Annotated in this window: 10 protein-coding genes and 1 tRNA gene; 3 read left to right on the top strand and 8 right to left on the bottom strand. The window is 45.8% G+C overall.

Features of this window, described 5'->3' with window-relative positions:
* The first annotated feature begins 57 nt into the window (after window positions 1-57).
* Both ACIDITHRIX25_RS000000102235 and ACIDITHRIX25_RS000000102230 read left to right on the top strand, forming a co-directional pair.
* A complete protein-coding gene (locus ACIDITHRIX25_RS000000102235; protein ID WP_052604628.1) occupies window positions 58-546 on the top strand; it encodes a hypothetical protein in 489 nt (162 codons plus the stop codon).
* Window positions 492-1,556: an IS3 family transposase gene (locus tag ACIDITHRIX25_RS000000102230; RefSeq protein ID WP_201732150.1), complete on the top strand. Its 1,065-nt coding sequence runs from the start codon at window positions 492-494 to the stop codon at window positions 1,554-1,556. The genes ACIDITHRIX25_RS000000102235 and ACIDITHRIX25_RS000000102230 overlap by 55 nt, the downstream gene beginning before the upstream one ends.
* On the opposite strand, the gene ACIDITHRIX25_RS000000102225 is transcribed toward ACIDITHRIX25_RS000000102230, so the two are convergent.
* The 7 genes from ACIDITHRIX25_RS000000102225 to ACIDITHRIX25_RS000000102195 all read right to left on the bottom strand — a co-directional run bounded on the left by ACIDITHRIX25_RS000000102225 (window position 1,547) and on the right by ACIDITHRIX25_RS000000102195 (window position 9,238).
* Complete coding sequence (locus ACIDITHRIX25_RS000000102225; RefSeq protein ID WP_201732079.1) at window positions 1,547-2,092, bottom strand: IS1634 family transposase N-terminal domain-related protein; 546 nt, start codon at window positions 2,090-2,092, stop codon at window positions 1,547-1,549. The two genes, ACIDITHRIX25_RS000000102230 and ACIDITHRIX25_RS000000102225, sit on opposite strands and share 10 nt — an antisense overlap.
* A 1,671-nt stretch (window positions 2,093-3,763) precedes the next feature.
* Window positions 3,764-4,987, bottom strand: a complete 1,224-nt coding sequence (locus ACIDITHRIX25_RS000000102220) for an MFS transporter (protein ID WP_052604632.1) — start codon at window positions 4,985-4,987, stop codon at window positions 3,764-3,766.
* A 221-nt stretch (window positions 4,988-5,208) separates the two neighbouring features.
* On the bottom strand, window positions 5,209-5,403 hold the full coding sequence (locus ACIDITHRIX25_RS000000102215) for a ferredoxin (protein WP_052604633.1): 195 nt from the start codon (window positions 5,401-5,403) through the stop codon (window positions 5,209-5,211).
* Window positions 5,400-6,776, bottom strand: coding sequence for an NADH-ubiquinone oxidoreductase-F iron-sulfur binding region domain-containing protein (locus ACIDITHRIX25_RS000000102210; protein ID WP_052604634.1), 1,377 nt, complete (start codon window positions 6,774-6,776; stop codon window positions 5,400-5,402). Before ACIDITHRIX25_RS000000102210 ends, ACIDITHRIX25_RS000000102215 begins: the two co-directional genes overlap by 4 nt.
* Before the next feature lie 41 nt (window positions 6,777-6,817).
* Entirely contained in the window at window positions 6,818-7,954 is a 1,137-nt protein-coding gene (locus ACIDITHRIX25_RS000000102205; RefSeq protein ID WP_052604635.1) for a ferric reductase-like transmembrane domain-containing protein, read from the bottom strand.
* Window positions 7,951-8,907 (bottom strand): FAD:protein FMN transferase, encoded by a 957-nt coding sequence (locus tag ACIDITHRIX25_RS000000102200; protein ID WP_201732078.1) that lies wholly within the window; start codon window positions 8,905-8,907, stop codon window positions 7,951-7,953. The genes ACIDITHRIX25_RS000000102205 and ACIDITHRIX25_RS000000102200 overlap by 4 nt, the downstream gene beginning before the upstream one ends.
* A gap of 1 nt (window position 8,908) precedes the next feature.
* Window positions 8,909-9,238: a hypothetical protein gene (locus ACIDITHRIX25_RS000000102195; RefSeq protein WP_201732077.1), complete on the bottom strand. Its 330-nt coding sequence runs from the start codon at window positions 9,236-9,238 to the stop codon at window positions 8,909-8,911.
* 874 nt (window positions 9,239-10,112) lie between these two features.
* Between ACIDITHRIX25_RS000000102195 and ACIDITHRIX25_RS000000102190 the strand changes: the two genes are divergently transcribed.
* Window positions 10,113-10,199: transfer RNA gene (locus ACIDITHRIX25_RS000000102190), tRNA-Leu, on the top strand.
* Between the two features lie 1,496 nt (window positions 10,200-11,695).
* Here the strand turns inward: ACIDITHRIX25_RS000000102190 and ACIDITHRIX25_RS000000102185 are convergent.
* Window positions 11,696-15,655 (bottom strand): EAL domain-containing protein, encoded by a 3,960-nt coding sequence (locus ACIDITHRIX25_RS000000102185; RefSeq protein WP_213333484.1) that lies wholly within the window; start codon window positions 15,653-15,655, stop codon window positions 11,696-11,698.
* Window positions 15,656-16,158 lie beyond the last annotated feature (503 nt).

Below are 16,158 nucleotides of genomic sequence, written 5' to 3'. Positions count from 1 at the left end.
AAGATTGTTGTCACCTAGCTTGATTTTTGTTTATAAGAGGGCGAAGATGGAATGGTCATGAAAAGGTACCCCAAAGAACTAAAGCAAAAAGTAGTTGCAGCTCTATATGAGCTCGACAATTCAGGAGATGCTACACCTGGTGCTATCGCCAAGATTGCAAGGGATAACGAAATCAATGCAAACGTTGTCTACCAGTGGAACTCAGAGCGCAAGGCTAGTGCAAATTCAGCCAGCGATAAGATCAACAAGATCAAAGCTGTTGTTGACACAGCTGCGATGAATGAGCACGAACTCGGTTCTTGGTTGAGATCAAATGGAGTTCTAGCAGTAGACCTGGAGGAGTGGCGCAACACCCTAGAGTCAGCTCTTGACAACAAGAGTGCTGCTAATAGGGCTCACCAGGCGGAACTTGATAAAGAACGTAAAGCTAGAGTACGAATTGAAGCTGAACTTCGACGGAAAGAAAAGGCGCTAGCAGAAGCTGCTGCTCTATTGGTTCTTCAAAAAAAAGTACGAGAGATCTGGGGGGAAGAAGGGGACGTTTAGTCTCTCCCTCAGATCGAGCTCAAGCTGTAGTTCTCATCAATGAAGCAATAGACGCAGGTGCCAGATGCTACAAAGCCTGTGAAGTGCTCAAGATATCGACTCGTACGTTTAGGCGATGGGAATCTGGTGTAACGGATCGCCGGCGAGGAGCTTCTCATAGACGTCGCTTTAATGCTTTATCGGAGGAAGAAAGAGAAAAGATCATCGAAGTGTGTACTTCGAGTACGTACTCGTCTCTTACCCCTGCCCAAATAGTTCCAAAGCTCGCTGATCAGGGAAGATATATCGCCTCTGAGAGGACCTTTTATCGAGTTCTAGCCGATAACAATCTAAACAAGCGCAGGAGCAGAACAAAGCCGCCGAAGAAGAGAGCAAGACCAGTACACACAGCAGTAAAACCAGGTGACATCTGGACCCTAGATATTACTTGGCTAAATGGACCAGCTAGGGGTATCTACTACTACGCCTATGTGATCATCGACCTTTATTCGAGGAAAATAGTTGGCTGGGAAGTATACGAATCTGAAAGCTCTGAGCAGCTAAAGAGAGTTGTAAAGCGAGCGATAGCTCGAGAGAATATGGCTCCGAAAGTGATCCATAGTGACAATGGGTCACCCATGAAGGGATGGTCACTAGTTGAGTACTTGTATGAGCTAGATGTAAATATATCGCGGTCACGGCCTCGGGTATCAAATGACAACGCTCATATTGAGTCGCTCTTTAAGACGGTGAAGTACTTTCCAAGCTATCCCTATGGAGGATTTGCCACAATAGAAGAATCGCGTAAGTGGATGAGTGACTTCGTTGATCACTACAACAACGACCATCAGCACTCTGGCATCAAATTCGTAACTCCACAACAAGCACACAGTGGCGAACATATTGAGCTACTAAATAGACGGCGCGAGCTCTACGAGGGAGCTCGCAAATCCAAACCAGGACTTCTGGATCTCGGGCAAATGCAGAGACTGGGATCCAGTATCAGAGGTACCTATTATTCCTACGAATAAGTCGGTTGGAGATGGACCAAAAGGGAGACGAAAGGAGGTAGCTTAGATTGTGCGAAAGTGACAACTTCCCTGGCAGGCTCCGCAATTGCTGTCTCTTTTTCACTAAGGCCACACCGTAGTAGTTGCTCTTTGATCTTCAATCTGTCATAGAAGCTACTAGCTATTAGTTCAGGACCTAAGCGCCTAATATCAGATGCCTCTAGAGATGATGTATTGACATTTAGGAACTCGGCATCTTTTGTGATTACTTCAGAATCGGAGCGAAGTGTTTGAGTAACAGAAAAGCTAGAGAGAACTCTATCGGCTATCGACTTTAGTTCTAGGTCACCTTCAAACAAAGACTCAGAGCCAGCTAGTCTCATCGTCAATATCTGAGCTAGCTTCTTGTAGTCCTTAGGATCGATCTCAAGTCGTCCTAGATCCATAACTATCTCTTGGCGTACTTTGTCTCCTTCGCGATAAGACCTAACTAACTGATGCTTTATATATTTAGTTCCAGTTGCCTTATTCTTAGTGGTCTTCTCGCGAATGAACATATAACAAGTATACCAGATGAATTACCTTGTAGGCCAATATTCGCAGCTAACTCTAAGCTTAGGGCACTACATTCGCCACTTGAGAAAACCGAACTTCATCTACCAGCATCTCCAATCTCCAAATAGGGGTTACCCCCAAATAGGGGCTAAAAGGGGGCTTAAACGGGGTCTTGGGGGGAATTCAGCCGAAACTGGGGTTAGAGAAATGGGCGCTGGCTCCGTCCCCCCCTGTGAATAGGAACGGAGCCAACTTTGGTTCAATTTGTTCGACGAGAGCCGCCATTCTCATCACAAAGATGAACCAATACTACTTTCGGTGTTAGTGGCTCTCACCTTGAGTGTTTTTACACCGAAAAATCTTTGTACCCAATTTATCGTCAATACAGATGCCAACTTAAAGACAAGTTTCACTTCGATCCTAAAAATCGAGCGCTATGTCGATAAGCCCGAATGGATTACAGGATCAAAAGGAGCCCCGATGGCACCTACGGTCGTACAAGACGCTAGCTCCAGAAGATACTGTCGATTCCCTGTCTCGCCCCACCTCGAACCAGCCCTTGCTTCACCCTGGTGATCCCAATGAATCGAGATAGATCCAAAACTCCAGAGTTAACCCACATAACGAAATTTACAATATTTAAATCACCTAAACAATAAACTCCTAATCGGCACTCTGTGGCATTCAAGGACACCACGACGGTTACTTCTACAAGGCGATCGATATCTTTGGTCCTTATCTGAACCCATAGTCATGCAATTTGCCTATCAAATAAACGCCCGCCCATAGTGAAGAGCTCAGCGTCAAAGTGTCAACAACCTGTCAAGGTTCATAGAAACTCGAGATTCAGAGAGGATAAAGTAACTGCAAACCGACTGCCTAGCCTCATTCTCCAAAGTGCAGTTGCTTCCTCCGCTAGGACATCGGCGGAGTAGCAGCTAACGTAAATGAAACCTTGCAGATCTCAATGGCCCCTAACAAGTTATAGGGAAGTTCTCAACTGTATGAATCGGAACATTGTAGCTTAGAGACCATCAGTGGAATATAATTTTTAAAAGCCACCTCTTATGCTCCAAATATGAATCGCAGAAAGCTGCGATTCATTTGAAGTCGCACCTAGCCCCTTACCTCTAAACGTGCCTTTACGATGACCCCTCGCAAAGGCTACCAATCAATCGCATGAACTCAAAGCTTTGTTGGTCGCAGCTTCCAACCACACTCGCTTTTATTGAAACGATTTCCAAAGGACACTCGATGATCGATACGAACCCTAGATGCGATTTGAGCCGCATCTGCGATCTAAATGGGGTTACCTTGATCCGATCGAATCCCTTAGAAGGCGAATTTCAATGGAGCAATAACTAAAGCACAGGAACGAGCCAACGAAATCTTCGAGTTACTAGAACCCCTTATCTATCGCATTATGGTTACCTTTACATTTAATGCTTTCGCAAATCGTAGGTAACGCAAATTACAAAGATAACCCGACATGCAAACTTTATTCAAAGACGACTACTTGCGCGCTATTAAACCCTAAATAAAAGGTGCAATTCCCAGTTTTAAAATGCTATTTAGTCATAAATCGAGTTATTGGTCGATTATTTATCGAAGCATAGGATGGAAATCAACCCGGATATCCAAAATATATAAAGTAGCAATGAACTACTTCAACTTCATCCTGGAATTATAGTTACCGAGTCACCGGCCAATCTGTTGCGCTCTCTAAGAAGGAATCCTCTTCCTACGAGCATCAAAAGAGCCGCCACTACACCAGCAATACTCGCCATTGCCCATGCCGTCCCGAATGAATTATGATCTACTACATAGCCAAAGATCAATGGCCCGACAACGGATCCGACAAAGGCGCCAGATTGAGTAGTTCCAGTAGCGCGACCTTCTGCTCCTGGGTGGTTGACAATAATTGCAAAATTAAAGACACCGTTCCATCCCCAACCTGCGGCATAACCAATAACGGTAGCAGGAACAATCAGGTATGAAAGTCCAGTTGCAAATCCTAAATAGCCAATGGATCCAAGACATAACATGGTCGCTATCACGACCAAATGGCGTCCACCGCGCCTATCCGCGAAGTAACCGCCGGCCAAACGTGAAATCAAACTAGTTGCCGAACCTAGTGCGCCCAACAATCCTGCATTACCTGGTGTCCAGTGTGCATGCACTGCATTCTCAACCAAAAATGCACCAAGAGCATTTGCCACTCCAGCGCCGATAGCCATTGCAAGCGTAAGCATCAAAATTGGAGCAAGAGCGATTTTAGGCCGGGTCGCCTTGTCGACCTTTGCAATTATTCTTTCGCCTTCATGTGGCTCTCTCGGAATGGCGATAACGACCAAAAGGGCAAAGAGCGCGCCCATGGCGTACGCATATCTCCAGCCGATCGTCAAAGCAACAGAAGGCACCGCTAGACCTGCTAACAGGGTTGCTACTGGGATCGCGGCCTGCTTCACCCCAAGTGCAAAGCCACGGCGACTTTTGTTTACAGAATGAATGACAAAGAGATTAGCCGCAGGTTGATTAGCACCATTTGCCATACCCGCAATAGCCAAAATAACAATCATGGTAGATATCGAATGCACAAATAATGATATCGATGCCATTGACAGACTTGAAACCGACACACAGATACGCATTATCGTGGGTCCGCCTGCACGTTCAGCCAAGGATCCAGAGGCTAAAGAGACGATCGCTGCAGATGCGAAGAAGACAGCTACCAAAATACCGAGTTGGCCGATGGAAAATTTAAGGCTTTGACGAACCTGCACCGCCAATGCACCGGTAAGAAATACAGGAAACACAGTTGAAGTGGTCGTTGAGATTGCCACTGCGACTCTGTACCCACCGCGAGAACGAAGTTTTAGGGGTTGAGTCGAAGTCAAATGAACCCCACCTCTACTTCTTGTAGAATCAAAGCTTTGTGACTAGCCTGATCAGTAGCGGATCCAATTTCAGATTCCATCGTTAATATCGCCTGTTGTATCTATCCATAACAGCTTAGTCAGTTAGGGTAGATTGCACAGACTATTGTAATGTGCAATGGATTACTCGATAGATCGAGGTGTATTCCGGTATTCGATCCAACCGAGACGATACAATACCGCTAGTTGTCTACAATTTTAATTGCGAGCTCTGGACAAAGCTGTACGGCTCTTTTGGCAGATTCAAGATGAACATCTCGAAGTTTATCGTTATGAACTAATGGGTAGTGCCACTTGTCGAGCTCCATATACTCCTCCAATAACGCAGCACACGTTCCATGGCCGTGACAGCGCGTAGGATCAATGACGATTCTCATTTTCCGCCTATGGACGACATGCCGCTATTCATCTTCGGCGTCGGCAGAAGAACCGATCTATGGTTTACGCCAACGACCGAACAGTTCCCGGACTTATGAAGCTTGATCTCATCTCCAAAGGCGCCTACTGTTGAGCGGACCAATCCGATAACACCATCTGGATGCTGGCAGCCACCTCGATGCTCGACGAGCGGGATTACACTTCTCAGCTCAGCTATACCTTTTTCAACATTTGAAGAGAGGGCAATACGTGCAAATGCCGTCGAAATCTCGGGGAGACCAAAGACGCAAGGGCCACACTGTCCAGCGCTCTGTCGTGAAAGATATTCAACAATTCCAGCAGCCTCAACTACTGGACATGTGTCCTTGGATAGGACGCCTATAATTCCTGCTCCGATATTAAGCTTGCGATCCGCCAAAGTATGATCATCGAAAGAGAAATTAAGATCACTTTCATCTCGGACATTGATCCAACCACCAAAGTAGCCGCCCACCAAAAGAGCCCTGACGGAGGAAGCTCCGGCCTCCCGTAATAGTGCAGCCACAGAGACTCCTGGGTTCACCTCATAGACACCCGGCCTAGCCACCGAACCGGATATGGTAAGCAGTCTTGTTCCCGAGTCATACCCAACACCACCACTACGATACCAATCGCCTCCAAAGCGAAGTATTAAAGCAGCATTTGCAAAAGTCTCCACGTTGGATAGTAGGGTTGGCGCCCCTTTAATACCCGAAGTAGCGAGTCGATCTGTTGAAAACCTAGGAAGAGCAGGTCCGCGCTCAATGCGTCGTACCACAGAGGTCTCCTGACCCGAAACGTATCCAGGTGGGGCCTCTACGACCGAAACGCGTACCTCGTTGATTCCACGATCTCGACGTTCGCGAAGCGCAGCATTGATTGCTACGTGGGCCTCTTTATCTTTGACGTAAATATATCCTGCTTTAGCGCCCAAGACCTCGGCAATAATGGACATCCCATCTAATACCAAATGAGGGTTGGCTCGTAGTAAAGAAGAATCCTTCCTGGACAAAGGTTCTGACTCTGAGCCATTGGCGACGATATAGATAGCCTTCTTGGTTCGAGCGTTCGCTACAGCATCTATCTTTCGATACATCGGGAAACGCGCACCACCGCGACCGGTAAGGTTCGCAACCCTAAGTGTCTCTATAATCATATTCAAACTAAGCCCAGTGGGAATTCGGCCATAGTTTGAGATATGTTCAGCCAAAGTAACTCGAGATTTTGATCGGAGTTCGAAATCACCAGCATAGGAAATATCGGGATTGCCCGTTCTGAGCGAAGTCTCCCAAGATAGGCTCAGGCGACGTGAACCCGACGGTGCCATAATGCTAGTTGAAACGCTTTCATTCATTACTTCAAAACCTCCAAGATAGTAAAATATCCCAATAACCTTTAATGTCCCTCGGAAGATCCTGAGAATTGGAAGGGAGCGCTAAAAGTACCGCTAAAAGTACTGCCGCTTAAGGAGACATTCATCGAAGCAAGGACCTTGCCGCTAGGCCCGCTCAAAGAGAGAACTAGCGAAGAACCATTTGCTTGGGAGACCGTGCCAACATAGGTGTTGGGTTTGGCGACTGTACCAAAGTAAGCCGTGCTGGATTGCAATACAAGTGCCCCATTTTGAGGGACACCATTCAACTGCACTTCAACATAGTCCTGCGAGTTGGCTACCGAACCACGCAATGTCAAAATAACTACACCGGCACTTGTCTGGCTTTGAACCACCGTTCCAGATATCGACCCATTTACCGGCAAAGCAACCGAGGGGGTCGTAGTGGGTGAAGAAGACGAGATTGCGCCTGTCGTAGCGACCGTTGTTGCACTCAATGAAGTTGACTTAGGCAATATAGAAAAGCTAGACGAGGACTTCGCCCACCCTGGCTTTAACGGACCTTGAGATGCCCACGCCAAAATAGCCAGGGGAACTAAACTCAAACTCGCACCGGCCACCAACTTGCGAATTGGCGTCAAACCGCGCTCGCGCGAAGTTCTGAAGATTCCAAAGGCTCCAACTCCCAAAACAAACGCCACATAGATGATCTCGACGATCTTGATCTTGTCGTCAGAGCCTGTCCCAAGCGCATGAAAGAGAACCAGGCCAACCACTGCCCAGGACAGATAGTGGATCTTTTTCCATCTGGAGTGTGGAAACTTATGCCTAACGATAGACGTAGCAATAATGATAAGCATCAAGTCAAAAGATAAAGTCCCAAGGCCGACCCACAGCGGACGGTATTTAGAGACAAAGGGAATAATGGTTGTGGTAATTCCAATCTTTACAAAGGGATCCAAGATAGCAGTTACTATATGAACCCCGAGGAAGATAACTGTAGTAAGCGAAAGTCGCCTATGTAGATCTGGCCCGATAAACTTGCCAATTCCAGCTGGAGTTGACTTAGTGGCCGTCATTATTCCAAGGATTACAATCGCACCTAAAAGCAAAAGTGCGATAATACCGGTAGCACGCGTTATGTACCAAAGCAACTTCGGATTAGATACAATTGATCCAATAAGATTAACATGGCTCATCGCGCGCCCACCAGTGACGACTGCCCTTTGTTTGATAGTTCATTACTAGGCCAGCCACCCAAGCCAATTCCAATCCCATCTGCGGTGCGAACCAAAGCTGGAAGTCCAAAACGAGCCAACATCGCAGGAGCCTCATCTTGGGATAATAGAGCAAAGAGGGTGTAGAAATTGGCCAAAGTAGCACTGGAAGCTGCGACCGTGACACTCGTGTAATCACATTTTATGGGACTCTTGTCGCCAAGAACAATGTGTTCGCGATCATTTCCAGCCCTATCAATCCAACGTCTTGTGAGCCTAGATGATGTAGCCACCCCACCTAAGACAATAGAAATCAACTGACCAGGGGCATCCGAAGAAAGCGAGAGATCGTTTGTGACTTTAATAAGCCAACCGCCTTGAGGAACTTCTCCTTCTACGCGAATATCACCGCCTAGATTGACCAAAACGCCTCCACCACCAGCCTCTATGATTTTGATCGCAAGGTTGTCGGCAATAAACGATTTACCCAAACCACCAAAGTCAATTAAAAGTCCAACCGGACGAGTGATCAAATTATTTTTAGAATCGATCTTGACATCGCCAAAGGTAGTCTCAGCATCGTGGGCATTTTGAACAGCAAATTCATAAAGAATAGAATTGTATGGTGCTACTAACTCAACGAGTTGATGACCAACAGCGGCATCGATTTTGGACTTGCTCTCGCAATATGCCCAATCGTAGAGCTCCAGCAACTCTAAAAGTTGTTCTGAAACCGAAACGGTCTCACTTCTAGCGACATTCAGAGTTGTAAGTTCGGAGTCTGAACGATAAAAGCTAGCTACCTTGTCCATCTGGCGAATGTAGGAATGCGCGGTAGAGATAGCTAACTTCGAATCAGTTGATTTGTACAGAATTATCTGACAGCTAGTGCCAAGCGCGTCAAAGCTCTCAACGATGAAGTCGCTCTCAGACATCTCAAGATCCCCCAGTTGCTGCTACTGGAGCTTGGGCAGCGGGAGCTTGGGCAGAGGGCGTTCCCGCTACGGGAGCCAACGTGGGCGAGGTGCTATTGAGTGCCGACGAACCCGAAGCAGTAGTTCCAGATGAAGCTCCGGTACTGGCTGAGGTTGACGAGGTTGGCGCAGTTGAGACGCCCGGGTTAAGCCTAGCTAGAACCAGCGCAAAAGTTGCTGTTACTGCAATTGAGACCGCCACTACGGTACGATGTAACCTAGATGACCGAGCAAGAGCCACTTCACCGCTCGATCGTCCTGTTGGTCTGGCTGTTGTGTATGTGACAGACATAAATTTCCTCCATAAACTTCTGTGCAATATGTTGTGCTTGAAGACAAGCGCAACGGTTCACTGATAACGTTCTAATTGCTTCAATTGAGATCAAACTGAATAGATCTAAAGCTGCTCTTGGGTCGTGCTGTGAATTCAGTGAGTGTTTCTGCAAAATCCCTTGTTGAAGTGCATTTATGGCTCCCGCTCGAATGAGACGGATTTCACAGGCTCAATTAGATAACGTCGAAGAACCCGACCGCTTCAAAACGAGCTTCTCCTAAAGAATCTTTCCTCCAAAGAAAGAGCCAAGGGCCCCATTGTTTCAGAAAGGGCGAGCTGTGCTTCGAAAGATCATTAGATCTGGCGACGACTCAAAATGAACGAGCAAGATTGCGCTTAAAAGCAAGACAATACTTATATCCAAGATCCAAGGAGGCTAAAGAGCAAAACCGACCATCCTAACATTCATCGAGAGGGCCTTTATCCAATAATCCCCCGCTTGTACCAGTCTTGATTCAATTCATCGAATAGGGCGATAAACTGCGAACACCTTCGAAAAGGTGCATCATTTTGAGTGGTCTCACTATTGATCGCGCTGGTGCAACGGTTGAAACCTCTTGTGAATCTATCCAAACCGTCGCCTCAAAATGTCGCAATACTACATCTCAAAGGTAATGCAGCAAAAACATTACTAGAGGCTCTATTGATCACAGTACTCCCAACTGCCATAATTGCTGAAGCCAACCGAGCTGGCAGTCCTTGAACAAAAAGGGGAAACACCACCCATAAACAACCAATGATCATTTGTTTGATGGGTATTAATATTTTTCACCCATTAGCGTCAGCAAAGAAGTTAAAATGTCGCTAAGATTTTCAGAACGTAAATTCGATTGTCGGAGTGGCGGAATAGGCAGACGCGCTAGCTTGAGGGGCTAGTGCCCGCAAGGGCGTGGGGGTTCAAGTCCCCCCTCCGACACCAAATCATGGTGCTTTTAGCATCGGTTCAAAATAGCTTTTTGTCTTGGTGAATCTCCTTTGAGTTCAAATACTTCAATCTCGCCCAGGCCCATATGGTTGCCATTCATACAATAGTGTCACGCCAGAAACAGCATCGCACTAGTAACTGGGCGTTCGACCTTCGAAATCTTACTTAAGCATTTGGTCTTTTAGATTTGGCCCTTTGCACTGGCATAGATACTTGCGACTCTTGGTAGGCAAGTTATTTAAGTGCCACAAGATATTCATGGTAAACAATTCGGCAAGCCAATAAGTGAACTCGAAATTACCTTTGAAAATTGCTAGGCTGATTTCAACCAAAGGATTACTAAATCTATGGCAATCTATGATGCCTTGGAAGTTCCATTTGACGATCGAGGTGTGCGCCACGAGCAAACAACCTCGTCGAAAAAATTACCCAAAAACTAAAGTTGCCAGAGAAGTCTTGCACATCATTTCGAATCCTCATGAAGTTGTTCAAAGTTGCCTTCATCACCCTCAAAAAGCTTTAGTTCAAACGCTAGAATCCATAGTCGATGCATCCTCCCGGAGCGCTTTGAAGTATTCCCGAGAGAGTCGCACGAGTGTTGACAAAACAAGTCGAATTCGATTCCAATCATCCTCTTCTAAGGTTGCTGATCATCCATTAGAGCATTCACAAAAAGAATTCTTTCGAAAATTGCGTTATCAATCGTTGCAATTGCAAAAGTATCTTCAAAAAGAAATAGTTCTATTTTCCATATTTGCTAATATCGGTAATCAGCTTCATAGGTCATAAGTCATAAATAGAGGCAAGCGGCTTGTCCGTCGCGAGCACATCACTACGATAAGCAATTAGACATCATTTAAACAAATCATCTTCGATGTCGTAATGCATCAACCTTTATAGTCTGCAAAAAGCGCAAATACAAAAGATACCGCGCAACTCTCCTGTAAGTAATCGAAAATTTCCTCAAAAAACAAAATGAATATTGCTTTGATGATCGCACAATGCAAGACCCAATTTTGATGAAATTGATTGCGATAGATAGATCAATCAAATAAAACATTATACTGAGATTAGCTAGTCATAAACTAACTTATTCTTACAATAATAATCGATGCTAGCCTTCGATTATCAAAATTCCACGAAACATACTAAATGCAATAATAATGTAACTTCGAGAACAAACCTATAAATATCGATGACAAATCCGTATGCAAGTCAAAATCCAAGGTATCAACATAGAGAACCTATACAGCTAGTTTTTTAATCCGATTCTGCTTATAAATAAGTAAGGTTATCGATGCTTTGGGGAAAAGGTTTCTGTACGAAATTTTCACACTTATCATCTATCAGCCAACTTGATAATGACTCCCAATACTTTTAGATCAAGAGCAATGATTGAAAGCGCCTAACTCTGTATGAGATATTCTATCACTTTCAAAATACAAAACTAACCCGGTAAAACTTATTTGAATTGAAGATCGCGCTCAAAGCTACTCTTCACCCTCGCGCACTTTATCGGCAAGCCAACCCAGCAAGCTCCGGCTCAATTCTCTTCGACGATCACGATCAATTCCACTGTGGATCTGACGGTGACATTCATTGATTTCGCTATCATGATATCCACTTATGGCGAGAAAAGCATCTACGGGACATTCATTGGCATCTGATTTAGCAGTTGCTCTTTCAAAATAAATATATGCCATATGATAGGCAAGAGCACCTAAGTACGAAGAGATCTCGTTGAACCGCGGTCTTTGCCATTCCTTTTCGGTGACCCATTTATAAATCATCCCAGCAGGCATGGGCTTAGCGATCTCAAAACCTTGCGCAACCGTAGCTCCTAGAAGATGAATCGCTTCTATCTCCGCTCGACTTTCCAAACCCTCCACTATTACATAGCGATCGAAGTCGTCGCCAATTTGAATTATCGTCCTTATCAAAGATAAGTTAGCAATTGGATCATATTTTAACGCCCGAACGATTGACTGATCAACTTTTATAACATCAAATGGCAAACTTGCAAGCCGCTTTAAGCTCGAATATCCTGATCCAAGATCGTCGATGGCCAATCGAATTCCAATCTTAGAAAGCGTACGAACTGCATCAGAATGACGGTCGCCCGTGATCTCCTGATTCTCTACCAACTCAAGTGTGATCCTCTGAGGATCAATTGAATAAGTGTCTAAGTGTTGCTTTAACCAAAGGTTGCTTTGGGGATTAAGCACTGTCGAGGGCGCGATGTTCATTGAAAGATCTATCTTGAGACCCTGGCGATCCCATGCTTGTAACTGTCGTAACGACTGATCTAACCCTTGTAAGAACAAAGTGTCCAAATCGCCATCGCTGAAACTGGGCAGAAATTGTCCGGGCGTTATCACCGAGCCATCAAAGCTAGTCAATCTCGCTAGCATCTCAACCTTGATCGTGTCGCCACTAGCAATATCTACAATGGGCTGAGCGTACATCGTCAAAGCTCCTGAATACAGCAATTTTCTAAAAGCTTCCCCTTCGCGCACCGTCAAACGATTGGGTTTCTCGCCAATACGACGAAACAATTGACTCCAACGCTGACAAAGCTCCATGGAAAACGAGGCACTCCACTTGCTGGAGAACTGATTCGGGTAGGCGCCATGGAGTACGAGAACTGAGCTAGGAGAGCCACGATCTGCAATTGGAATTGCAACTACGGAATGAACACCTAGAGGGTGGAGCAGGTCGTGCCACGATACTGTACGGGGATCTGAAGAAAAAGAATAAGAGAATGTAATCTCACCTGACAACATTGCGGCTGGCACCAAACCCGCGCCTGTTCGAAAGCGACTGTCAAGGCGCGGCAATATTGATCTAGCCACAACCTCTTCAATGGCTCCCTGCAAAAAACCCACGTTGATATCCGGATAAAAAACTCCCTCTAAATTGGGCCTCCACAGTTGGCATCCCAAAATCCCGGTCAGCCCTCCAAGCACTCTGGCTTCGCCCAATATCACATCCAACCAATTTTCGCTCATTTGCGGTAATGGAGACGAAAGAACTGAACGATAGCTTTCGATGGCTTCGTCCATGGCTGTGAGTTGCATTTGAAGGTCCAGTTGCAGTCTGGCCTCTAACGCCGATTGAGTACGCAGACGATCGATGGAACGAATACTCATTTCGTCTAAGGCTGTATCCATAAATTTTCTATATAGATTCGTTATTTCAATCAAAGCACTACTAGAAGTGCCCACATAGGCATGTACTGCACCAAGATGACGCGAAAATTCCTTAAACGGTTCAACTCCGCTGGAGCAATCTATAAGAGTATTTAGGGATTGAACTTGAATGGCCTTTAGGGATTCCAACTCATCCGGGGAGATCTCATTCAGGTTTTTCGAGATGGAACCATCCTGAATCAACCGATCGTAGAAGTCAGATACGAAACTTTGGATTGAACTGGCGACCGTCTTCGAAAGGTTTTCCAGCAAAAAGTTGGCTTCGCTGCCGTATGGATCAATCGTAACGATCTCAACCGCATCTTCAATCTTAGAATCGGCAACCAACCACCATCTTTTGCGGTTACCTTTAAGCTTTTTGATAGCGAACATCGCCGAATCGGCCATCCTAACAAGAATGTCCGGCTCGTCAATAGTGGGGTTTGAGAATGATATCCCCATTGACATTCCAACATTCACCAGATGGCCCCCATCGATCTCAAACGGTGACTCCACAGTCTCGTATAAACGCAGAAGAACTGTCTCAAGTTGTGATTCCAAAGTCTCCTTGCTTAGGCCCTCTAGAATCACAACAAACTCATCACCTCCTAGCCGCGAGGCAAAATCCCCCGAACGCAGGACACTCTTTAGACGTCTAGCAAACTCTTTTAAGAGTTCATCGCCAGATAAATGGCCATAGACATCATTAACTGGCTTGAAGTCATCTAGGTCTATAACGCCTACGGCGAGATGTCGTTCATCGCTACGTGCTCGGGCAATTGCCTCCTCTAGATATTGATGGAGTGCGCGTCGATTCGGAAGATTAGTCAAGGAGTCGAAGTTCGCAAATCGACGTAGCTCGTCGTTGAGTTGATGTCTCCCCGTCACATCTACCGAGGTCCAAACAACCACTTGACTTTCGGAGTCGCCACCATCAAGATAGCGGCCGTGAATATCTACGTAGATTGTCGACCCATCTTTTTTAAGAACTTGAAGATCGCTCAGGCTCCCCTGTCCGCTCGAGAGGACCGATCGACTCAAAGCCGCCATCCTCGCGTTCTCGGAGTCAAGAGTGTAAAGAGTCGAGGTATTCATTCCAATTAGCTCGGTTAGATCACCATATCCCAACATCTCCGCGAACGCTAGATTTGCCTCAATGATTCGACGCGTTGGGTACTCGACTAGGTCAATGCCCGCAACTGTATTGTTTAGCAGGACGTCGCGCATCTTGCCAATTTCGTTACGTTGACGATCGGCCTCGACTCTATCAGTTACGTCAATCTGTGTCCACACAATTCGAGTAATACCATCTCCAAAGTTCAAAAGTCGACCTGACATGTCAAGAAATACCTTTTCACCTGTGATGGTTCGGTAACCAACAGTATCCAAACTCCCAGAGCCGCACATCTCGACAAGCTTGGCTAATTCGCCGACCCGCTCAAATTGTTCATCATCTAGGTACAGGCTGCGAACGGGCTGGTTCCTGAACTCCTCAAGGTCCTTTGCCTTTGCAATATCCAGCAACTTTTGGTTTGCAATCTCGATAACCCGCTCTGGGTATCGAACGACATTTATGCCCACGCCAAGGCTTCCGAGTAATGTTTCATTCATTGCGCTAGTCTTTAGATCGCGTTTCACGAGTTCGATCCGGTGGATCCCTCGCATGAGATCGTTGGCGATCTCGGCCATAAGCTCTTTTACAAATTGATTCGCTGGAAAGTGTCGTTTGTTGTCGAAAGTTACAAGAATCAACGCACTGGGATTCTTTAAATAATTTTTCAAAGGCAATACGACAGCCGTACTCTTTCCCTCAAAAACTCGTCGCCAAGAAAAAATGTGGCGGGTCAAAGTTGAAGGAAGCTCCAAAAAATAAGGAGATCCGGCGTCTAAACCAATACGAACTGCTGGCTTTATAGCCTCAAAATAACCTTCAAAAACCCCAGACCCTTGCGATTCAAACACTAAATCGAGCTGATCAAGCTCACCATTCGTCAATTCAACTATTGCCGACGTTCTAAAACCGCCATCTGAAACGGCGAGATCACAGGCTAGAGCTAAAAGTTCACTCTCCTCATGAACGTCATTAGCTATCTGATTCAGTCGCGCTATATATTTACTCGATGCGCTAATCTGCTTCGCTGCATTGGCTTGACTCCGCTGTTTGCGAAACAATAGGTATAGAACGAGCGAAAGGATTATCGCCAAAAGCGCAATTCCGCCCCTTTCTGAAAAAAAAGGAAATCCATACTCTGCGATAGTCAAAACCAAAGAAGAAGAGTGCCACGCCATCCAAAACGAGTAAAAACTATGAAAAAGAATCACCATAAGCGCCTGGTGGCTAGGTAGACCCTTTTAGCAACATATGTCAGCAAGCAGCAAGCCTCTAGGGTAACGTCTCGCCGAGCGAACTCACCTACACCAACGATCAGCAGATCCATTTCATCTTCCAGTCAAACCGAGTGCGCTGCGATAAAATAACATCGATTCGAAGTCACAAAACGCCACAACCTCGCCTATAAGAACTCAAATTCTCCACAATGCAACCAGAGTATCGATGGCTACTCGCAAAATCAAGGATTGGAGATTTCACAAAGTTGAAAACCCCCTCCTCAGTCCGAAATACAACCTTGGATAACTCAGTAAACATTCAAAATACCATCAATTTGCCGATTGCGATTGCGAAATCTCGCTCCGACAGTTTGCTTCGACCATTCTGGAAAAAAGAAAGACAACTTCCAGCTTGGCACCACACTCTTACACTAGCA

This window comes from Acidithrix sp. C25, assembly GCF_904848545.2.
Note: the sequence above shows the minus strand (reverse complement) of the source record. Positions and strands in the feature narration are given on the sequence as shown.